Below are 20,825 nucleotides of genomic sequence, written 5' to 3'. Positions count from 1 at the left end.
CTTTGAAGGTAGCGGCATTCCGGAACAGGAAAAATTCGTAGCGATTCTGGACGAAAAGAAAATTGACTGAGGAGAACGATCGTTCTACCATTGACCTATGAACAAAAATACGACTGACACACGAGAAAAAATCCTCGCGTCCGCTGAAGAACTCATTTACCAGAACGGCATCCATGCCACCGGTATGGACCTTCTGGTGAAGACCTCAGGTGTGGCCCGGAAAAGCATCTATCGCTATTTCGCGAATAAAGACGAAGTGGCGGCTGCTGCGCTGAACGCGCGGGATGTCCGCTGGATGGAATGGTTCAGAAGCGAGTGCGACAAAGGGGATACACCGCAAGAACGTATCCTGAATATGTTCACCGTGCTTAAAGGCTGGTTTGAGTCGGAAGGATACCGCGGGTGTGCATTCATCAATACCGCCGGGGAAGTGGGGGACAGTGCCGATCCCATTCGCCAGATTGCCAGACTGCATAAACAGAAAATACTGGATTATGCCCTGGAGTTGACCGGGCAACTGAATATTGAGCACGCTTCAGCCCTGGCAAGGCAATTGCTGTTATTGGTTGAAGGCGCTATAACCGTATCACGCGTCATGGGCGATTACAGCGCCGCCGATGATGCAAAAGATATTGCTCAATTGTTACTGAAACAGGTCTCGTAAACGAGACCTGAACTCAGAGGTACAGACACTGAAATAGAAATAATTCATACTCATATCTTTCATACTTATATTCTGTTTTTATGAACAGAATATGAAAGTTCATAAAATACTTCCTCTCTTATCGAATATTTATTTCCGACGCTATTCCCTGCCGCCTTTTTTCTATTCTGACCGGGTACGATTTTCGTATCGCAAAGGCCATAAAATTAAGGTTCTATAATCATATGTTGTTGTAAATAATATGGTTTTGTCGGGTTGCTTGTAAGGGGACGGTAAAATAAGTATATCGCTAATGATATTTTATTATTTTTTAATCCTTTTACAGATACACGCTTGACGAGGTAGAACGATCGTTCTACCATGAATTCATGGACAACAAGAACTCTCTGGTAAATGGATATTGGCGTGACTGCATATTGCAAAATCGCCACGAATGAAAAGGACGCTAAATAACAGGGGAAATAGTTTATGTGTCTATATCGGAAAGGCGTTTTAACCCTCTCTGCCAATTTACAGGAGTCTTAACCATGTCTGATGCACAAATTCGTCCGCCACTGCCTCCGTTTACGCTTGAATCAGCAATTGAAAAAGTCAGGCTTGCTGAAGATGGCTGGAATAGCCGCGACGCTGAAAAAGTTTCGCTGGCCTATTCTCTGGATACCAAATGGCGTAATCGCGCAGAATTTGCGAATAATCGCGAAGAAGCTAAAGGCTTCCTGGAACGTAAATGGAAAAAAGAACTTGAGTATCGCCTGATTAAAGAATTATGGGCATTTGGCGGCAACCGCATTGCCGTCCGTTACGCTTATGAATGGCGCGATGATTCCGGTAACTGGTTCCGCTCTTACGGAAATGAGAACTGGGAATTTGGCGAAGATGGCCTGATGCAGCGCCGTTTCGCCTGCATCAACGACATGCCTATCAAGGAAAGCGAACGTAAATTCCACTGGCCGCTGGGGCGTCGTCCTGACGATCATCCAGGGTTATCGGAACTGGGTCTTTAACGTCCCGTTTTATTCCGCAACGCCCGACGACTTTCCTGGTCGGGCGTTAGTGTTGTTTCACTCAGTTATTTCGTCTGCGGATACTTCGCCACCACCTCACCTGGCCCCAGCTCCCGCCCATCACTTGCCACCATCGTGAGCTTGCGTAGCGGCTGACGATCCCGCGCGTCCACCAGCACCGTACCGGTATCCCCCTCGGCAAACAGGTGTTCATTTCCCCACTGGGAGAGCGCCAGCAGCACGGTTTGCAGCTCGCGGCCTTTTGTGGTCAGCACATACTCCTGCCAGGCGCTGCCGTCGGAGGCGGGTTGCAGCGTCAGAATGCCTTCGTCCACCAGCAGCTTCAGCCGGGTCGCCAGCATGTTTTTGGCGATGCCGAGGCTTTTCTGAAACTCACCAAAACGCGTAATGCCGCTCAGGGCATCACGCACAATCAGCAGGGACCACCAGTCGCCGATAATATCCAGCGAGCGGGCGACAGGACAGGGACTCTCTTCGAGGCGGGTACGTTTCACGGTCTCTCCTTATCAGCAGTAAGTTTAATTATAAAACCAATTACCCCCGCGTACAAAGCAAGCCGTCACTTTGCGGGCAGGCTCCAGGTAATTCGTCACAGATCTGTCACACTGTTAACGACAATAAACAGGTGAGGAATTAGGGATGAGAAAAGCACTAATCGCTGTCGCCGTGGCGGGCAGCATCGGGCTCTCTGGCGGCGTTCAGGCGCAAACCGCGCCGGAAGGGTATCAGCTGGAACAGGTTCTGATCATGAGCCGTCATAACCTGCGCGCACCGCTGGCCAATAACGGCAGCGTGCTGGAGCAGTCGACCCCAGAAAAATGGCCGGAGTGGGATGTGCCGGGCGGGCAGCTCACTACCAAAGGCGGCGTGCTGGAGGTCTATATGGGCCACTACATGCGCGAGTGGCTGGCGGAGGAGGGAGTAGTAACCGCCGGTGAGTGTCCGGCAGCGAACAGCGTTTATGCCTACGCCAACAGCCTGCAACGCACGGTGGCGACCGCGCAGTTCTTCATTACCGGGGCGTTCCCGGGCTGCGATGTGCCGGTACACCATCAGGAACAGATGGGCACAATGGACCCGACCTTTAACCCGGTGATCACCGATAACTCCCCGGAATTCCGCGAGAAAGCCCTGCAGGCGATGAATAACGAGCGCCAGGGGATGAAGCTCGACGAAAGCTACCGGTTGCTGGAACAGATGACCGACTACAAGGATTCGCCTTCCTGCAAAGAGAAACAGGTCTGCTCCCTGACGGATGCGAAAGACACCTACAGCGCCGAGTACCAGAAAGAGCCTGGCGTCTCCGGCCCGCTGAAGGTGGGGAATTCGCTGGTAGATGCCTTCACCCTGCAATATTACGAGGGCTTCCCGCTGGATCAGGTAGCGTGGGGCGAAATCAAAACCGACCAGCAGTGGCGGGTGCTCTCTCAGCTAAAAAATGGCTATCAGGATTCGCTTTTTACCTCGGCAGAGGTGGCGCGTAACGTGGCGAAACCGCTGGTGAAATATATCGATAATGCACTGGTCACCGATCGGGCGAAAGCGCCAAAAATCACCGTGCTGGTGGGGCATGACTCCAACATCGCTTCACTGCTGAAGGCGCTGGATTTTAAACCCTATCAGCTGCACGGCCAGTACGAGCGCACACCGATTGGCGGCAAGATCGTCTTCCAGCGCTGGCACGACAAAACCGGCAATCGCGATCTGATGAAAATTGAGTATGTCTATCAGAGTTCCGAGCAGCTGCGTAATGCCCAGGTGCTGACGTTAGAAGCCCCGGCCCAGCGCGTTACCCTGGAACTGAATGGCTGTCCGGTGGATGCAGACGGATTCTGCCCGGTGGAGAGCTTTAATAAGGTATTGAATACCGCGGCGCAATAAGTTCAGCCCCTCTCCCTGAAGGGGAGAGGGGCTGAAATGTCGGGAGGCGCTTCGCTTACCCGACCTACAAAATCCAACTCTGGTTACGAATCCCGTAGGCCTGATAAGCGTAGCGCCATCAGGCGTTTTTTGTCCGCACGATTATCAGACGTTTTTACGCTCGATGGTCTGCTCGCCCCAGAACAGCGAGTCTTTGTCGGTTTTTTGGAAGGCTAACATCAGAACTTCATCATTACCTTCTTCCCAGATTTTCTCTGCCAGTTTTTCGTCATATTTTGCGACTTCAAAAATCGCCTCAGCGATCTCCGGTGACGTATTACGTAAACGCGCAAATTCCCCGACGCGATGTGCTTTAGCTTCTTGAGTTGGCATAGTAATCCTCCTGTTGAGAGTTAACCTTTCAGTTTAGCAGCCAGGCCGGCGACATATTCACCCTGATAGCGGGCAATGTTCAGTTCTGCTTCCGAAGGCTGACGTGAACCGTCGCCCCCGGCAATCGTTGTTGCGCCATACGGCGTACCGCCACGGAGCTGGGAAAGATCAAACAGTTCCGGGGTGCCGTAGCCGATGGGCACAATCACCATCCCGTGGTGCGCAAGGGTGGTCCAGGTTGAGGTGATGGTCTGCTCCTGTCCGCCACCGGTGCCGGTGGAGCTGAACACGCTGGCGACTTTACCGAGTAACGCATTTTTGGCCCACAATCCTCCGGTCTGGTCGAGGAAGGTGCGCATCTGGCCGGCCATATTGCCGAAGCGCGTTGGGGTACCAAAGATGATTGCGTCATAATCGCCCAGTTCCTGCGGGGAGGCCACCGGCGCCTCCTGCGCTTTACCGCCCGCTTTGGCAAAAGCTTCTGCCTGCATGGTTTCCGGTACGCGTTTGATCACCACCTCAACCCCCTCGATTTTCCTGGCGCCTTCCGCAACTGCATGAGCCATGGTTTCGATGTGTCCGTACATGGAATAGTAGAGCACCAGAATTTTCGTCATTTCGCTTCACTCCTCGCATGATTTTTACGGTCAGCGGCATGCTGCCCTCTTTTAAAGATATGACGTGACAGCGAGACTGCAAATCTGGACGCCATTTATTTGATTTTAAACAATAAAGAATGACAGACTTTCGTCGTAGCAAAATGAAACATTTTCACTAGGGTAAATTTTTGCAATGATAAGAAAGGCTTATGGTTCCGTTTCGGCAGGCTTCATACAAAAGGCTGATATCGTATTGCAGGATATTACGATTCGCTGGCCGAATGCGCCTGCTCCACTAAGCTTAAGTTCACGCGGCGCAGTTAAAGACTCTTTTTTAGCGTCGTCAGGTGGAAGAATTCGCTTTCACTGAATGCAGAATTAAATCTTATGTTTTTAACTCTGGAGGTCCGACATGGCAAACCATCGTGGTGGGTCAGGTAATTTTGCAGAAGACCGTGAAAGAGCATCAGAAGCAGGACGTAAAGGTGGCCAGCAAAGTGGGGGGAACTTTAAAAACGACCCTCAACGTGCATCCGAAGCTGGCAAAAAAGGGGGCAAAAATAGCCATGGCGGCAACAAGAGCAGTTAAGTTGCAGCCGTCTGAAGTAGGGGTCTTTTGACCTCTGGCACCCCCGCCGCCGGGATCCCCGGCGGTTTTTTTATGCCTGTTATTGAAGTGTTATCAAATTCCTTACACACTAGCGGATTGACTCTTTGTGCTGGTGCCCCATGTCTCTCTCCCGTTATGCCTTTTCGATCAAACCGCAGGAAGCGATCCTGATCCTTATCACCATGTTCTGGGGTGGGACCTTTCTTGCCGTACAGTACGCCGTCACGCAGAGCGGCCCTTTCTTCTTTGTCGGCCTGCGTTTTGCCACGGCTGCGCTGGCGGTGGCGCTCATTTCGCTCAAAACCCTGCGCGGCCTGACCCTGACCGAACTGAAAGCGGGGCTGGCGATCGGGGTGGCGATCGCGATGGGCTACAGCCTGCAAACCTGGGGATTACAGACTATTCCCAGCAGTAAATCGGCGTTTATTACCGCCATGTATGTCCCGCTGGTGCCGCTTTTGCAGTGGCTCTGCCTGCGCCGCATGCCGGGAATGATGTCCTGCATCGGCATTGTGCTGGCCTTTATCGGGCTGATCCTGCTGGCAGGGCCGGAAGATAACCTGCTGGCGCTCGGGCCTGGAGAGATGATCACTCTGGTGGGCGCAGTGGCGATTGCCGCCGAGATCATCCTCATCAGCGCCTGGGCCGGAAAGGTGGACGTCAAGCGCGTCACCGTCGTGCAGCTGGCGACCGCCTCGCTGGTGGCGTTTCTGACCATGATCCCGGCCGGGGAGTCGGTTCCGCCGATGTCGGCAGGGCTCTGGATGGTGGCCCTGGGGCTGGGGATTTTCAGCGCCATTATTCAGGTGACCATGAACTGGGCCCAGCGCAGCGTCTCGCCCACCCGGGCGACGGTAATATATACCGGGGAGCCGGTGTGGGCGGGGATCTTTGGCCGTCTGGCCGGGGAGCGCCTGCCGCTGCTCGCCCTGCTGGGGGGCGCCTTTATCATCGCGGGCGTGCTGGTGAGTGAGCTGAAGCTGAAAAGAAAAAAGAAGGCGCTGCCGGACGACAGCGCCACGCTGGATCAATCCTGAGCCGCCACTGTGCCCTGCGTCACCCCCGTCATCCGGCGGCTGAGCAGGGCGTTAAGCGCAATTGCGCCAAAAGTGGCCGTGCCGATCCCGCCCAGGGTAAAGCCGCCGAGCGAAAGGGCAAAATCCCCCGCCCCCAGCACCAGCGTTACGGCGACCATGATCAGGTTGCCGTTCTGGCTGAGATCAACATGGTTCTGCACCCAGATCCGCGCCCCGGCTACCGCAATCAGGCCAAACACCACAATTGACGCACCGCCAATCACCGGCCCCGGGATGGTGTGGATCAAGGCACCGAATTTAGGTGAAAAGCCGAGCAGCACGGCAATCACCGCTGCCGCCACGAAGACCAGCGTCGAGTAGACCTTGGTTACCGCCATCACCCCGATGTTCTCGGCATAGGTAGTGACGCCGCTGCCGCCCACCGAACCCGACAGCATGGTTGCCAGCCCGTCTCCCACAAATGCCCGCCCCATATAGGGGTCCATATTGCGTCCGGTCATGCCGGCCACCGCTTTCAAATGGCCGAGGTTTTCCGCCACCAGGATCACCGCCACCGGGGCAATCAGCATGATCGCCTGGCCGTTAAAGGTGGGCGAGGTGAGCTGCGGAAGGCCAAACCACGCCGCCTGTTGCACGAGAGCAAAATCGACCGGTTTACCGAACCCGAAGACGCTGGTCAGCAGACCGTAGATCAGGCAGGCGAAGATCAGCCCCACCAGGATCAGCAGCCGCTGGATTATCCCCCGGGTAAATACCGCCACCAGGCCGATACAGAGCACCGTCATCACCGCCATCCAGCTGTCAAAGGCCGAGCCGGAAACCCCTTTGACGGCGATGGGCGCCAGGTTAAGACCGATTGCCATCACCACCGCCCCGGTGACCACCGGCGGCATCAGGCGTTCGATCCAGCGGGTGCCCAGCTTCATCACCACCAGACCCACCGCGGTGTAGAGTGCCCCGCAGGCGATGATCCCGCCCAGCGCCACGCTCAACTGCGGGTTTACCCCCTGGCCGGAAAAGCCGGTGGCGGCAATCACCACCCCGACAAAGGCGGCGCTGGAGCCGAGATAGCTCGGCACCCGTCCGCCGGTGATGAAAAAGAAGAGCAGGGTGCCAATGCCCGACATCAGAATCGACAGGTTAGGATCCAGCCCCATCAGAATGGGCATCAGCACCGTGGCGCCAAACATCGCCACCGCATGCTGCACCCCCATCACCGCGGTTTGCGCCAGCGGGAGACGTTCATCCGGCGCGACCACGCCGCTATCAGAGGAGGTCGATTTCAACTGCCAGTGAGGAAAACCGAATAGTGCCATCAGCTGCTCCTTAAGGAGGATTAACAGGCGGGTCGCATCAGCGCGTGGTAGCCGCGGTCAAACCACACCAGGCCCTGGGGCACCGGGTGGCGGGTTATTGCAACAATCTCGCAAAACAGAATGTCGTGGGTGCCGACGCTCACCACCTGGCTAATGCGACAGTCGAACGAAGCCAGCGCCTCGTCGAGACGTGGACAGCCGGTGGCACCCGTCTGCCAGCCTGCTGCGGCAAAGCGGTCGGCCATCGGGGTTTTGCCGCCAAACAGATTCGAGAGCGACTCCTGCCCGGCGCTCAGGGTGTTGACGCACAGGGTGCGGTTGTCGTTAAAGACCGGCCACACCGAGGCGCTACGATTCAGGCACACCAGCAGGGTTGGCGGTGAGTCGGTCACGCTGCATACCGCGCTGGCGGTAAAGCCCGCCTGGCCGGCCGGGCCGTCGGTGGTGATGATATTGACCGCCGCGCCCAGACAGGCCATGGCATCACGAAACGTTTGTTTATCGATATTCATGGTGGCTCCTTATGCCAGCCCGCAGGCGTCTTCAAAACTCAGGCGGGGCAGTCGCCCGTAGAGTTTGCTGGTATCGCCGTAGCCGATATTGATCAGCAGATTGCTTTTCAGGTTGCTGCCGGTGAAGAAGGCCGCGTCCACCTTCTCCCGGTCAAAACCGGACATCGGCCCGGTATCCAGCCCCAGCGCCCGGCAGGCAACGATCAGATAGGCCGCCTGCATCGTGCTGTTGCGAAAAGCGGTCTCCTCGGCGAGCTGTGGGCTGGCAGTAAACCAGCTCCGGGCATCGCCGTGGGGGAACAGCTCCGGCAGACGGTCGTAAAACTGGCTGTCCCAGGCAACGATAACCGTCACCGGGGCGGTGAGGGTCTTTTGCAGGTTGCCGCTGGAGAGGGCCGGGCGCAGCTTCTCTTTGCCTTCCGGGGTGCGGATAAAGACCATCCGCGCCGGAGAGCAGTTGGCGGAGGTGGGCCCCCACTTCATCAGGTCATAGATTTCGCGCAGCGTCTCGTCGCTGACCGGACGATCCAGCCAGCCGTTGTGGGTTCGCGCTTCGGTAAACAGCGCATGCTGCGCCGTCGGGGTGATGGCTTCACTCATGGCAACTCCTTCAGTAAACGTTCGTGGCGGTGCAGCAGGCTGGCGAGCCCGTTTTGCAGCAGGGCGTTAAACGCCTCCGGCTCGGTCACGTTGCAGGCGTGGCCGCCCCGGGGCATCACGGTAAGCAGGCTGCCGGGCAGGGCGGCATGCAGCTCTGCTGAACAGACCGAGGGCACCAGCAGATCGTCGGCGGCGCAAAGTATCTGCACCGGGCAGTGAATGCGCGCCGTCTGGCGGCTGAAATCGGCCAGCTTCAGGGCATTCAGCCTGCGCAGGAGCGTGGTTTTGCCCTGGAAGTGGGCCAGGGCCAGCGCCTCTTCGGCCTCCATGCGCGGCTGGCGGGCCGCCATCCAGTCGGCGGGATAGAGAAACAGCGGCTGGGCTTCCACCCACGCCTGCGCCCCTCCGGCATGCAGCAGCCGCTCGCGGATCTGGAAGCAGCGGCGGGTATGGGGATGCAGCGTCAGCCAGCCGTTAACGCACACCAGCGCGCTGAGTGCCTCCGGGTGATCCATTGCCAGCTGCAGGCCGATAAGCGCCCCCAGGGCATGGCCCACCACGCTGAACCGCGCGATCCCCGCGAGAGAGAGCGCCTGCCACAGCTCGTCGGCCATCGCTGCCAGGGTGTAATCTTCCGGCAGCTCGCCGGGGTTATTGCCGGTGCCGCGCTGGTCATAGCAGACCACCTGATACCCTTGCTCCAGGTCGGCGAGCTGAGGCAGCCAGTAGCTGCCGCAGCCCCCCAGTCCGGCGATCAGCACCACAACCGGCGCGTCCGCAAAGGGCGGCGGTGAAATGGATAGATTCATGGCAACCTCAGCGGCCAATGTGGGCGATAGTGGCGATCTCCACCAGCGCCTCGGGTTTCACCAGCCCGCACTGAATGCAGAAGCGCGCCGGTTTATCGCCGGGGAAAAATTCGGCGTAGATCTCGTTAATCGCGGCGTAGTTTTTCCAGTCGGTAATAAAGATGCTGTTGAAGGTCACATCCGCCATAGTCCCGCCCGCCGTTTCGATAACGCGCTGGATGGTCTGCAGCACGTGGCGGGTTTGCGCCTTTGGGTCATCGGGAAACACCACATTATTGTCCGCGTCGAACGGCAGGGTGCCCGAGACGTAAACCACCCCGTCCGCCAGGGTGCCGGGGACGAAAGGGGCAATCGGCGTGCTGGTCCCCTGGGGGATAATCACAGATTTCGGCATAGGGTAGCTCCTCAGGCGATACGGGCGTAAGCGGCAGGGGAAAGGGCGTCGCAGAAGGTGGCGACGTCAGTAACCCAGCCAAAAAAGGTTTCGATGTTGAACAGCGCAGCCTGCTGGGCGAATGCCGGCCCCGCCTGGTAGGTGGCGTCTTCCAGCACCACGCCGAAGTACTCCAGGAAGAAGCCGTCGCGCAGAGTGGACTCCACGCAGACGTTGGTGGCGATGCCGGTAAAGATCAGATGGCGAATCCCGCGGCTGCGCAAAATGCTGTCCAGTGGGGTGTTGAAAAAGCCGCTGTAGCGCGGTTTCGGCAGCACGATGTCTCCCGGCTCCGGCACCAGCTCATTCACCAGCTGATAATCCCAGCCGCCTTTCGCCAGCAGCTTGCCGTGCAGCTCCGGGCGCTGGCGCATGGTTTTCAGCGCGTTCGATTTGTGGAAGTTGGGCGAGCCAGGGCCGCCCGCCTCCACATACTCTTCATCCCAGCCGTTCTGGAACCAGATAATCAGCATCCCGGCCTTGCGGGCGGCGGCCACCGCGGTGCGGATATTCTCGATCACCGGCCGGGTGGCGGAGACGTCAAACCCGGCGAGGTCGAGATAGCCGCCAGGGCTGGCGTAGGCGTTCTGCATATCCACCACGATCAGCGCGCTCTGCTGGGCGTCAAAGGTGATGGCTTCCGGGCGTGCGGGCAGAGTGGTCATCACGCGACCTCCTTTGTCATAACCGGAATATGGGCGCGGCACTGCATCAGCGGCTGGATGCGCTCGCCAAAGGTCTCAATCCCGGCAATAAAATCATCAAAGGTCAGAAGCACCCCTTCAGCGCCCGGCACGCTGGCGACCTCATCGAGCATCCGCGCCACGCTGGCATAGGAGCCCACCAGGGTGCCCATGTTGATATTCACCGCTGAGGTCGGGTCGGCCATCTGCCGCACGTTGGTGTCGGCCCCGGAGCGGGTATCCTTCTGGCTCTGTTCGCTGAGCCAGCTCAGAGCTTCGTCGTCGGCCCCGGCTTTGTAGTGCTCCCACTTCGCCCGCGCCGCCTCGTCGGTCTCGTCGGCAATGACCATAAACAGCACGTAGGAGCCGACATCGCGCCCGGTTTTTTCAGCGGCCTGTTTCATGCGCGCAGCGGTAGGGGCAAAGGCCGTTGGGGTGTTGACCCCTTTGCCGAAGCAGAAGTTGAAGTCGGCATATTTCGCCGAGAAGTCCATCCCGGCATCGCTCTGCCCGGCGCAGATCACCTTCATCGGCACCGACGGCTGGGGGCTGACGCGGCAGTCGTTCATGGTGAAGAACTCGCCCTTAAAGTCGCTCTTGCCGGTGCCCCACAGATCGCGCAGGACCTGCACATACTCGGTGAGATAGTCATAGCGCTTCGAAAAATAGTCATCTCCCGGCCAGAGCCCCATCTGCTCATACTCCGGCTTCTGCCAGCCGGTGACGAGGTTAACGCCAAAGCGTCCGCCGGAGATGGTGTCGATGGTGGAGGCCATCCGCGCCACGATGGCCGGAGGCAGGGTCAGGGTGGCGGCGGTGGCGTAGATCTGGATGCGGGAGGTGACCGCCGCCAGCCCCGCCATCAGGGTGAAGGACTCCAGGTTGTGATCCCAGAATTCGGTTTTCCCGCCGAAGCCGCGGAGCTTGATCATCGACAGGGCAAAATCGAAGTGATAGTGCTCTGCCTTCTGCACGATGGCTTTGTTCAGCTCAAAGGTCGGCATGTACTGCGGCGCGTGGGTAGAGATCAACCAGCCGTTATTGCCAATGGGAACGAATACGCCAATTTTCATCACGAACCTCTCTTCATCTCAGCATGGGGTGAAAGTCAGACGTGGCGCTGCATCCTGCATTTCCTGTTCAGCCGCGTAGTCTCGGTTTTGCAAAGGGGATGCCAGTTTTGAAATCTGTAATGTTATTAGCGTGTTAAGAAATGGTTGATGAATTGCTGGTGATAAAAGTGGACTGTCTGGTCAAAATAGTTGCACACAAAGCAGGCAGTCGTGCGCGGTAGCGGTGCAGATTGTCGTGGTAAGGCAGGGGTTTTTGCTATGCTGGGAGCTGATCAACACGGAGTGAGCAAATGGCACAAGGCGCAGTGAAGACAGGCGGTAAACGTTCGCAGGCGGTGAGCGCGAAAAAACAGGCAATCCTCTCGGCGGCGCTGGAGACCTTCTCGCAGTTTGGCATTCACGGCACGCGGCTGGAGCAGGTGGCCGAGCTGGCGGGGGTGTCAAAAACCAATCTGCTCTACTACTTCCCCTCGAAAGAGGCATTGTACGTCTCCGTTCTGCAACAGATCCTCGATATCTGGCTGGCCCCGCTGAAGGCGTTTCGCGAAGAGCTGACCCCGCTGGTGGCGATCCAGCAGTATATCCGCCTGAAGCTGGAGGTCTCCCGGGACTATCCCCAAGCCTCGCGATTGTTCTGTCTGGAGATGCTGCAGGGGGCACCGCTGCTGAAAACGGTGCTGAGCGGGGATATGAAATCGCTGGTGGATGAGAAGTCAGCGATCATAGCCGGGTGGGTCGCTACCGGCAAACTGGCGCCGGTCGATCCGCACCATCTGATCTTTATGATCTGGGCGGCGACCCAACACTACGCCGACTTTTCCGCCCAGGTGGAAGCGGTGACGGGCAAGACGCTCAAGGATGACGACTTTTTCCAAAGCACGGTGGAAAACGTTGAGCGGATGATTATCGAAGGGATCCGGGTGCGTTAATTCCCCGGAGGTAGCGGGCAGCTTAAATCGCCCTCTTCGCACTGCATCAGCGTAGCCAGATAGGCTTCCCGTTCGTTGGTTTTATCCGCCAGGCACTGGTTCACAATCATCGGCTGAATGGAGCCGCCTTGAGTGCCGGAGCCGATAAAGGCGCAGTCGGCATCGCGTAGGGCGATCCACGCCTGTTGCGCCTTTTTCAGCAGCTCACGCTGGGGGGCGTCGGCGCGCTTGATGGCTGACTGATACGTCTGGTTCAGGGTTTTATCCGCGGCCTGATACTGCTGCGCGGTGCAACTGTTCATCTCCGCCTGGGTGCTGGCGTTGGCGCACTCATCCGCCAGCGCGCTGGTGCTCAGCAGTAACGCGGCACCGGCGATAAAAGCTCGTTTCATCTTTCCCTCCCTATAAAAAAGCCGGATGCGCTGCGCTTATCCGGCCTACTAAAACAGAATGTCATCTCTGTAGCCCCGGTAAGCGTAGCGCCACCGGGGAGAGATTGCACGCTTAACCGATGGTCATCAGGCTGGCGTTACCCCCTGCTGCTGCGGTGTTCACGCTGAGCGAACGCTCCACGTACAGACGCTCCAGCTGCAGGTTGGTTTCACCCCGGGCGAAGCCCTGCACGGAGACAATCGCCCCGTTGCGGGCCGCAACCTGCTCGCACAGCTCGCGCAGCTGGTCGGAGTCACCGTGATAGATCACCGCGTCAAACGGCTGGCTGGTCAGCACATCGGCTTTGGCGAAACGAATCCGTTCCGTCACCGCCTTCGGCAGCTGCTTCGCCAGGTCACGGTGCAGGCTATCTTCCGGCCACAGCACTTCACACCCGGTCGCCATCGCTGCCGCCAGCTGGATCAGCACATCCTGCTCGTTATCCGCCACGCACAGCACACGCTCGCGCGGCATCAGCGTCCAGGTGTTGCGCTCGCCCGTTGGCCCTGGCAATACGCGCTGGGTACCGGCCTGGGCCAGCTCGCCATACTCCTGACACAGCTCGCGCAGTTCAGGGCGTTTTTCTGCCCAGGCTTTTAATGCTTCCAGCGGCTGGGTCAGCACCGTTTTCACCTGGGTGTCTACCGCGTACTGCGCATCCTGACGCGCCAGGGTGACGCCCAGCGCATTGGCCGGACGGTTAGCCAGCAGGCGATAGAGGTACATTGGACCACCGGCTTTCGGACCGGTGCCCGACAGCCCTTCGCCGCCGAACGGCTGCACGCCCACGACCGCACCGACCATATTGCGGTTCACGTACAGGTTGCCGACCTTCGCGCTGCCGGTCACCTGGGCGATGGTTTCATCGATACGGGTATGCACCCCCAGGGTCAGACCGTAGCCGGAGGCGTTGATCTGCGCGATCAGCTGGTCGAGGTTGTTACGGTTGTAGCGCACCACGTGCAGCACCGGGCCAAACACCTCTTTCTTCAGCTCATCGAAGCTCGCCAGCTCAATCAGGGTTGGCGCCACAAAGGTGCCGCTGGTCCACTCGCGGGCATCTTCACTGTTCTCACGCACCGCCTGGTAGACCGGACGGCCTTTGGCACGCATCGCCTGGATGTGGTTTTCGATGTTGGCTTTCGCTTCGGCGTCGATCACCGGGCCAATGTCGGTGGTCAGACGGCCAGGGTTGCCCATCCGGCACTCCGCCATCGCGCCACGCAGCATTTTCAGGGTGTGATCGGCCACTTCATCCTGCACGCAGAGCACGCGCAGGGCAGAGCAGCGCTGTCCGGCACTGTCGAAGGCGGAGGCTACCACGTCCACCACTACCTGCTCGGTAAGGGCAGAGGAGTCGACGATCATCGCGTTCATACCGCCGGTTTCCGCAATCAGCGGCGTTGGACGGCCCTGGGCATCCAGACGGGTGGCGATGTTGCGTTGCAGCAGGGAGGCCACTTCGGTGGAGCCGGTGAACATTACGCCGCGCACGCGGTTGTCGGCGGTGAGTTTGGCACCCACGGTCTCGCCGCGGCCTGGCAGCAGCTGCACGACGCCCGCCGGGACACCCGCTTCCAGCAGGATATTGATCCCCTGAGCGGCAATCAGCGGGGTCTGTTCCGCCGGTTTGGCCAGCACGCTGTTACCCGCGGCAAGGGCGGCGGCAATCTGGCCGGTGAAGATCGCCAGCGGGAAGTTCCACGGGCTGATACAGACCACAGGGCCCAGCGGGCGGTGGGTTTCGTTGTCGAAATCGTCACGCACCTGACCGGCATAGTAGTGCAGGAAGTCAACGGCCTCGCGCACTTCGGCGATGGCGTTGCTGAAGGTTTTACCCGCTTCACGCACCAGAATGCCAATCAGCTGCTGCATCTGATCTTCCATCAGCACCGCAGCGCGCTCCAGAATGGCTGCACGCTCCTGCGGCGGGGTGGCGAACCAGATCGGCGCATTGTTCACCGCGCTGTCGAGGGCCAGATCCACTTCCTCTTCGGTCGCTTCGCGGACAAAGCCGACAATGTCTTTCGGTTCGGCCGGGTTGATCACCGGCTGCATTTCGCCATTGCTGACCGGCTGCTCCAGGATCGGTTTCGCCTGCCATTTTTGCAGGGCGCTGTTGAGCAGTGACGAGGAGAGCGACGCCAGACGGTGTTCGTTCGCCAGATCGAGGCCCGCGGAGTTGATGCGGCCATTGCCGTACAGCTCGCGCGGCAGGGCAATCTTCGGATGCGGCAGACCAACCTGACCCTCCTGGGCGGCCAGCTTTTCCACCGCCTGTACCGGGTCCGCCACCAGTTCATCCAGCGGCAGGGTGGCATCGGCAATGCGGTTAACGAAGGAGGTGTTGGCCCCGTTCTCCAGCAGACGACGCACCAGGTACGCCAGCAGGGTTTCGTGAGTACCGACCGGGGCGTAGATACGGCACGGACGGTTCAGTTTACCCTCGGACACTTTACCGGTGACCTGCTCGTACAGCGGTTCACCCATGCCGTGCAGGCACTGGAACTCGTACTGGCCCGGATAGTAGTTCTGACCGGCCAACTGATAGATGGCCGCCAGGGTGTGGGCGTTGTGGGTGGCGAACTGCGGATAGATCAGGTTCGGCACGCCGAGCAGCTTTTTGGCGCAGGCGAGGTAGGAGACGTCGGTGTAGACCTTGCGGGTATAGACCGGATAACCCTCCAGACCCTCCATCTGCGCGCGTTTGATCTCGCTGTCCCAGTAGGCGCCCTTCACCAGACGGATCATCAGGCGGCGACGGCTGCGGGTGGCGAGATCAATCAGGTAATCAATGACGAATGGGCAGCGTTTCTGGTAGGCCTGAATGACAAAGCCAATCCCGTTCCAGCCCGCCAGCTCCGGCTCGAAGCAGAGTTTTTCCAGCAGATCGAGGGAGATCTCCAGGCGGTCGGCCTCTTCGGCGTCGATGTTGATGCCGATGTCATACTGGCGCGCCAGCAGGGTCAGGGACTTCAGGCGCGGATAGAGCTCTTCCATCACCCGGTCGTACTGGGCGCGGCTGTAGCGCGGGTGCAGGGCGGAGAGCTTGATGGAGATCCCCGGGCCTTCATAAATGCCGCGACCGTTGGAGGCTTTACCGATGGCGTGGATCGCCTGCTGGTAAGAGACCAGATAGGCCTGCGCGTCGGCGGCGGTCAGCGCCGCTTCGCCCAGCATGTCATAGGAGTAGCGGAAGCCTTTATCTTCCAGCTTGCGGGCGTTAGCCAGCGCTTCGGCGATGGTTTCGCCGGTGACGAACTGCTCACCCATCAGGCGCATCGCCATGTCCACGCCTTTCCGGATCAGCGGTTCACCGCTCTTGCCGATAATGCGGTTCAGGGAGCGGGAGAGGCTCGCTTCGTTGTGGGTGGAGACCAGACGGCCAGTGAACAGCAGGCCCCAGGTGGCGGCGTTAACGAACAGCGACGGGCTGCGGCCAATGTGCGAATGCCAGTTACCGTTGCTGATCTTGTCGCGGATCAGCGCGTCGCGGGTCGCTTTGTCCGGGATACGCAGCAGCGCTTCCGCCAGACACATTAACGCCACGCCCTCCTGAGAGGAGAGGGAGAACTCCTGCAGCAGGCTCTGCACCATGCCGGCGCGGCCGGAGGCCGTTTTCTGGTTACGCAGTTTTTCGGCAAGCTGATACGCCAGGCTGTGCGCCTGGGAGGCGACTGGCTCCGGCAGACGCGCCTGTTCCAGCAGCATCGGCACGGCATCGGTCTCGGCGCGACGGTAGGCGGCGGTAATGGCCGCACGGCTCACCGACTGGGGCAGGATCTGCTCGGCAAACTCAAGGAACGGCTGGTGGACCTCTTCGACGGCCTCGGCCTGTTCGTCGCTCTCGTTGGCGGCACCGGCCAGCAGGGCAGGCAGCTCTGGCAGATCGTCATTGCTCTCCAGTTTTTCCAGATAGTTAAAGATCGCCTGCTTGATTAACCAGTGTGGCGTGCGGTCAATTCGGGTCGCAGCCGATTTAATCCGTTCGCGGGTCGCATCATCCAGCTTAACCCCCATGGTGGTCATGCCCATGCCAAAAACTCCTGTGATTCAGTAGCGCTAGTGTAGTTAACGTGAAATATCCACTATGTTGCAACTTTGTGCAACCACGTTAAATGTGACCCGGTTTGCAAGCTGGAAAATGAATGGAATGTTACGTGATGGTTAACCGTAAAAAAAGTTGTGGATTTTAGCGATCAACCCTGTTTTCATGCGGCGCTTAACACTTTTTGTAGGTGCAACCTCAAAAAACGTGAGCGAGTGCAACCTCCAGGAAACTGGTGTGAAACCGGGGATGAAATTCATGTAAATGCAGTGTTAAATCGTTTGTGTCATGGAGGCGCATACGGCAGGATACGCGCGGCCAACAGAAACACACATCATCACCCTCTCGTTCCGGGGGTGTAATAAAGACGGTCAAAAAGGCTGTCGAACATCTTTGCGGAGTATTTAAATGGCAATTAGCACACCGATGCTGGTGACATTTCTTATCTATATTTTTGGCATGATCCTGATAGGGTTCCTTGCATGGCGTTCTACCAAGAACTTTGACGACTACATTCTCGGCGGGCGAAGCCTTGGGCCGTTCGTGACGGCGCTCTCTGCGGGCGCGTCAGATATGAGCGGCTGGCTGCTGATGGGCCTGCCGGGCGCCATCTTTATCTCCGGTATTTCAGAAAGCTGGATCGCCATTGGTCTGACGCTGGGGGCATGGATTAACTGGAAGCTGGTGGCCGGGCGTCTGCGCGTGCACACCGAAGCTAACAACAACGCCCTGACCCTGCCGGACTACTTCACCGGCCGTTTCGAAGATAACAGCCGCATCCTGCGTATTATCTCCGCATTAGTGATTCTGCTCTTCTTCACCATCTACTGTGCCTCCGGCATCGTGGCAGGCGCGCGCCTGTTCGAAAGCACCTTCGGCATGAGCTATGAAACCGCACTGTGGGCGGGCGCGGCGGCGACCATCCTCTATACCTTCGTGGGCGGGTTCCTGGCGGTCAGCTGGACCGACACCGTGCAGGCCAGCCTGATGATTTTTGCCCTGATCCTGACCCCGGTAATTGTTATCCTCTCCGTGGGCGGCCTGGGTGATTCCCTGGCGGTGATCCAGCAGAAGAGCATCGAAAACGTCGATATGCTGAAAGGGCTGAACTTTGTTGCCATCGTGTCGCTGATGGGCTGGGGGCTGGGTTACTTCGGCCAGCCGCACATCCTGGCGCGCTTTATGGCGGCGGATTCGCACCACACCATCGTTCATGCCCGTCGTATCAGTATGGCGTGGATGATCCTCTGCCTGGGCGGTGCCTGTGCGGTGGGCTTCTTCGGTATCGCCTACTTCAACAACAACCCGTCGCTGGCAGGTGCAGTAAACCAGAACGCCGAGCGCGTGTTTATCGAGCTGGCGCAGGTGCTGTTTAACCCGTGGATCGCCGGGATTCTGCTCTCCGCTATTCTGGCGGCGGTGATGTCCACCCTGAGCTGCCAGCTGCTGGTCTGCTCCAGTGCCATCACGGAAGATCTCTACAAAGCCTTCCTGCGTAAGGGCGCAAGCCAGAAAGAGCTGGTGTGGGTCGGCCGCTTTATGGTGCTGGTGGTGGCGCTGGTCGCCATCGCGCTGGCGTCAAACCCGGAAAACCGCGTGCTGGGTCTGGTGAGCTACGCCTGGGCGGGCTTTGGTGCCGCCTTTGGTCCGGTGGTGCTGTTCTCCGTAATGTGGTCCCGCATGACCCGTAATGGCGCCCTGGCGGGGATGATCATCGGTGCGGTTACCGTTATCGTCTGGAAGCAGTTCGCCTGGCTGGGCCTGTATGAAATCATTCCGGGCTTTATCTTCGGCAGCATCGGGATCGTGGTCTTCAGCCTGATGGGTAAAGCGCCATCTACCTCAATGCAGAAACGCTTTGCGGAAGCCGACGCGCAGTACCACACCACCGCGCCGACGAAGTTGCAGGCGCAGTAAGTGACAGACACGCTATAAGCCGGGCTTGCCCGGCTTTTTTTATTGCTAATTTCCGTGATTTACGCTGATATCGCTGGGCAAATTACAATGAGGATAGCGAAGAATGAGACTTAAAAATGGACTTATGGCGGGCGCGATTTTACTGCTGGCAGGCTGTAATGCCCCCTCACACAGCACCGCGGACAACACCTGCAAAGCCGATAATCAGATGCAGCAAACCACCCTCTATTTCGGCCTGAATCGTCCGGCAGGGGAGGCGATCACCGGTCAGGAGTGGCAGCAGTTTGTGGACCAGGACGTCACGCCACGTTTTCGTGATGGCTTAACGGTATTTGATGCCCGCGGGCAGTGGCTGGGTAACGACGGAAAAGTGGCGCGTGAGGCGAGCAAGGCGCTGATGCTGATCCACGGTAAAGATGCGCAAAGTGAGAGCAATATTGAGGCGCTGCGCGGGATCTATAAAACGCGCTTCGCCCAGGAGTCGGTGATGCGCGTTGACCAGCCGGTGTGCGTGCAGTTCTGATAAACCCTGCCGGGTGGCGCTAGCGCTTACCCGGCCTACTTATCCTGTAGGTCCATGCAAACGCAGCGCCGCCGGGCAACAAACTACAACACTAATCCCGCAAAGCTCGCCGACAACAGGCTCACCAGCGTCGCGCCGTTCACCAGGCGCAGACCGAAGCGTGACACCACGTTGCCCTGTTTCTCGTTCAGCCCCTTAATCGCCCCGGCGACAATGCCAATAGAGGCAAAGTTAGCGAAGGAGACCAGGAACACCGACAGAATGCCCAGCCCGCGCGGGGTCATCTCTGCGGCAATCTTTTGCAGCTCGATCATCGCCACGAACTCGTTCGCTACCAGCTTGGTCGCCATAATGCCGCCCGCATGCAGGGCATCGCTCAGCGGGATCCCCACCAGCCAGGCAAGGGGATAGAAGACATAGCCCAGAATCTGCTGGAAGCTCAAACCAAACAGGCTGGAGAAGAGGGCGTTGACGGCGCTGATCAGGGCGATAAAGCCAATCAGCATCGCCAGAATAATCATTGCCACTTTGAAGCCAGCCAGAATATATTCCCCCAGCATCTCAAAGAAACTTTGGGACTCATGCATCTTCTCCAGCTTAATTTCCGGCTCCGCCTCCGGGCGGGTGGGGTTAATCACCGTGAGGATGATAAAGGTGCTGAACATATTCAGGATCAGCGCCGCGACCACATATTTTGCCTCCAGCATCGTCATATAGGCGCCGACGATGGAGAGCGACACGGTGGACATCGCGGTAGCCGCCATGGTGAACAGACGACGCGAGGAGAGATCGCCCAGCACCCCTTTGTAAGCAATGAAGTTTTCTGACTGGCCCAGCGTCAGGGAGCTGATGGCGTTAAACGACTCCAGCTTGCCCATGCCGTTCACTTTCGACAGCAGGGTGCCGACAACGCGAATAATTACCGGCAGAATGCGCCAGTGCTGCAGAATGCCGATCAGCGCAGAAATAAAGATAATCGGACACAACACTCCAAGGAAAATAAACGCCAGCCCTTTTTCTCCCATCCCGCCAAAGACAAAGTTGGTCCCTTCGGCGGCATATTTCAGTAACGATTCAAAGAAGCCCGAGACGTACTGAATAACGAACAGGCCGCTTTCGGCATGGAGGAAAAAGAACGCCAGCGCAATCTCAATGACAATGAGTTGAATGACGTAGCGAATACGGACGTTGCGGCGGTCGAAGCTCACCAGCCAGGCCAGCGCAAGGATAACCACCAGCGCCAGCAAGAAGTGCAGGAATTGATACATAGTTGATTTTCAGCAGATTAATGAGGCGCATATTTAGCCACAGCCTGCTGTAAGCGTAAATGGGCATTTACGTTATAACTTATTCACCTTTTAG

The 20,825-nt window shown here is 58.2% G+C and carries 21 protein-coding genes; 8 read left to right on the top strand and 13 right to left on the bottom strand.

Annotation, left to right across the window (positions count from 1 at the left end):
- The first annotated feature begins 97 nt into the window (after positions 1-97).
- Together DVA44_RS15490 and DVA44_RS15485 are read left to right on the top strand one after the other, a co-directional pair.
- Complete coding sequence (locus tag DVA44_RS15490; protein WP_103823649.1) at positions 98-664, top strand: TetR/AcrR family transcriptional regulator; 567 nt, start codon at positions 98-100, stop codon at positions 662-664.
- Between the two features lie 527 nt (positions 665-1,191).
- Positions 1,192-1,668: a DUF1348 family protein gene (locus DVA44_RS15485; protein ID WP_114387468.1), complete on the top strand. Its 477-nt coding sequence runs from the start codon at positions 1,192-1,194 to the stop codon at positions 1,666-1,668.
- Positions 1,669-1,733: 65 nt separating this feature from the next.
- Here DVA44_RS15485 and DVA44_RS15480 read toward each other — a convergent pair whose 3' ends face one another.
- Positions 1,734-2,183 (bottom strand): helix-turn-helix domain-containing protein, encoded by a 450-nt coding sequence (locus DVA44_RS15480; RefSeq protein ID WP_114387467.1) that lies wholly within the window; start codon positions 2,181-2,183, stop codon positions 1,734-1,736.
- Between the two features lie 145 nt (positions 2,184-2,328).
- Between DVA44_RS15480 and agp the strand changes: the two genes are divergently transcribed.
- The gene (gene agp / locus DVA44_RS15475; RefSeq protein WP_114387466.1) at positions 2,329-3,570 is read left to right on the top strand and encodes a bifunctional glucose-1-phosphatase/inositol phosphatase; all 1,242 of its coding nucleotides are present in this window, start codon (positions 2,329-2,331) and stop codon (positions 3,568-3,570) included.
- A 144-nt stretch (positions 3,571-3,714) separates the two neighbouring features.
- On the opposite strand, the gene DVA44_RS15470 is transcribed toward agp, so the two are convergent.
- Positions 3,715-3,942, bottom strand: a complete 228-nt coding sequence (locus DVA44_RS15470) for a YccJ family protein (protein WP_103179015.1) — start codon at positions 3,940-3,942, stop codon at positions 3,715-3,717.
- 20 nt (positions 3,943-3,962) lie between these two features.
- Complete coding sequence (wrbA, locus tag DVA44_RS15465) at positions 3,963-4,559, bottom strand: NAD(P)H:quinone oxidoreductase (RefSeq protein WP_103179016.1); 597 nt, start codon at positions 4,557-4,559, stop codon at positions 3,963-3,965.
- Positions 4,560-4,953: 394 nt separating this feature from the next.
- Here wrbA and DVA44_RS15460 point away from each other — a divergent pair, with 394 nt between their 5' ends.
- Positions 4,954-5,130, top strand: coding sequence for a general stress protein (locus DVA44_RS15460; RefSeq protein ID WP_032617468.1), 177 nt, complete (start codon positions 4,954-4,956; stop codon positions 5,128-5,130).
- Between the two features lie 140 nt (positions 5,131-5,270).
- Positions 5,271-6,188, top strand: coding sequence for a DMT family transporter (locus tag DVA44_RS15455; protein ID WP_114315382.1), 918 nt, complete (start codon positions 5,271-5,273; stop codon positions 6,186-6,188).
- Here the strand turns inward: DVA44_RS15455 and rutG are convergent.
- From rutG to rutA, 7 genes are read right to left on the bottom strand one after another with little or no spacing between them, the layout of a single operon-like run.
- The gene (gene rutG, locus DVA44_RS15450; RefSeq protein WP_114387465.1) at positions 6,179-7,504 is read right to left on the bottom strand and encodes a pyrimidine utilization transport protein G; all 1,326 of its coding nucleotides are present in this window, start codon (positions 7,502-7,504) and stop codon (positions 6,179-6,181) included. The genes DVA44_RS15455 and rutG overlap by 10 nt on opposite strands.
- A 20-nt stretch (positions 7,505-7,524) precedes the next feature.
- Positions 7,525-8,016 (bottom strand): NADH-dependent FMN reductase RutF, encoded by a 492-nt coding sequence (rutF, locus tag DVA44_RS15445; RefSeq protein ID WP_103823656.1) that lies wholly within the window; start codon positions 8,014-8,016, stop codon positions 7,525-7,527.
- A 9-nt stretch (positions 8,017-8,025) separates the two neighbouring features.
- Complete coding sequence (locus tag DVA44_RS15440) at positions 8,026-8,616, bottom strand: malonic semialdehyde reductase (RefSeq protein WP_103823657.1); 591 nt, start codon at positions 8,614-8,616, stop codon at positions 8,026-8,028.
- Complete coding sequence (gene rutD / locus DVA44_RS15435) at positions 8,613-9,425, bottom strand: pyrimidine utilization protein D (protein ID WP_114387464.1); 813 nt, start codon at positions 9,423-9,425, stop codon at positions 8,613-8,615. Before rutD ends, DVA44_RS15440 begins: the two co-directional genes overlap by 4 nt.
- 7 nt (positions 9,426-9,432) lie before the next feature.
- Positions 9,433-9,819, bottom strand: a complete 387-nt coding sequence (rutC, locus tag DVA44_RS15430; RefSeq protein ID WP_103823659.1) for a pyrimidine utilization protein C — start codon at positions 9,817-9,819, stop codon at positions 9,433-9,435.
- Positions 9,820-9,830: 11 nt separating this feature from the next.
- Positions 9,831-10,523: a pyrimidine utilization protein B gene (gene rutB / locus DVA44_RS15425; RefSeq protein ID WP_114387463.1), complete on the bottom strand. Its 693-nt coding sequence runs from the start codon at positions 10,521-10,523 to the stop codon at positions 9,831-9,833.
- Positions 10,523-11,614, bottom strand: a complete 1,092-nt coding sequence (gene rutA / locus DVA44_RS15420; RefSeq protein WP_103179024.1) for a pyrimidine utilization protein A — start codon at positions 11,612-11,614, stop codon at positions 10,523-10,525. Before rutA ends, rutB begins: the two co-directional genes overlap by 1 nt.
- A 290-nt stretch (positions 11,615-11,904) precedes the next feature.
- On the opposite strand from rutA, the gene rutR reads away from it, so the two are divergent.
- The gene (gene rutR, locus DVA44_RS15415) at positions 11,905-12,543 is read left to right on the top strand and encodes an HTH-type transcriptional regulator RutR (protein ID WP_114387462.1); all 639 of its coding nucleotides are present in this window, start codon (positions 11,905-11,907) and stop codon (positions 12,541-12,543) included.
- Here the strand turns inward: rutR and DVA44_RS15410 are convergent.
- Together DVA44_RS15410 and putA are read right to left on the bottom strand one after the other, a co-directional pair.
- Positions 12,540-12,935: a lysozyme inhibitor LprI family protein gene (locus DVA44_RS15410; RefSeq protein ID WP_114387461.1), complete on the bottom strand. Its 396-nt coding sequence runs from the start codon at positions 12,933-12,935 to the stop codon at positions 12,540-12,542. The two genes, rutR and DVA44_RS15410, sit on opposite strands and share 4 nt — an antisense overlap.
- Before the next feature lie 112 nt (positions 12,936-13,047).
- A complete protein-coding gene (putA, locus tag DVA44_RS15405; RefSeq protein WP_114387460.1) occupies positions 13,048-17,010 on the bottom strand; it encodes a trifunctional transcriptional regulator/proline dehydrogenase/L-glutamate gamma-semialdehyde dehydrogenase in 3,963 nt (1,320 codons plus the stop codon).
- A gap of 421 nt (positions 17,011-17,431) precedes the next feature.
- Here putA and putP point away from each other — a divergent pair, with 421 nt between their 5' ends.
- Both putP and DVA44_RS15395 read left to right on the top strand, forming a co-directional pair.
- Positions 17,432-18,940 carry a sodium/proline symporter PutP gene (gene putP / locus DVA44_RS15400; protein WP_103179028.1) on the top strand — a complete coding sequence of 503 codons (1,509 nt, stop codon included), beginning with the start codon at positions 17,432-17,434 and terminating at the stop codon, positions 18,938-18,940.
- Positions 18,941-19,043: 103 nt separating this feature from the next.
- Positions 19,044-19,463 carry a DUF3574 domain-containing protein gene (locus DVA44_RS15395; RefSeq protein WP_114387459.1) on the top strand — a complete coding sequence of 140 codons (420 nt, stop codon included), beginning with the start codon at positions 19,044-19,046 and terminating at the stop codon, positions 19,461-19,463.
- A gap of 83 nt (positions 19,464-19,546) precedes the next feature.
- On the opposite strand, the gene DVA44_RS15390 is transcribed toward DVA44_RS15395, so the two are convergent.
- Positions 19,547-20,731, bottom strand: a complete 1,185-nt coding sequence (locus tag DVA44_RS15390) for a NupC/NupG family nucleoside CNT transporter (RefSeq protein ID WP_114387458.1) — start codon at positions 20,729-20,731, stop codon at positions 19,547-19,549.
- Positions 20,732-20,825 lie beyond the last annotated feature (94 nt).

It is taken from the genome of Leclercia sp. W17 (assembly GCF_003336325.1).
Taxonomy (GTDB): Bacteria; Pseudomonadota; Gammaproteobacteria; order Enterobacterales; family Enterobacteriaceae; genus Enterobacter.
This window is presented reverse-complemented; position numbering and strand designations above follow the sequence as displayed.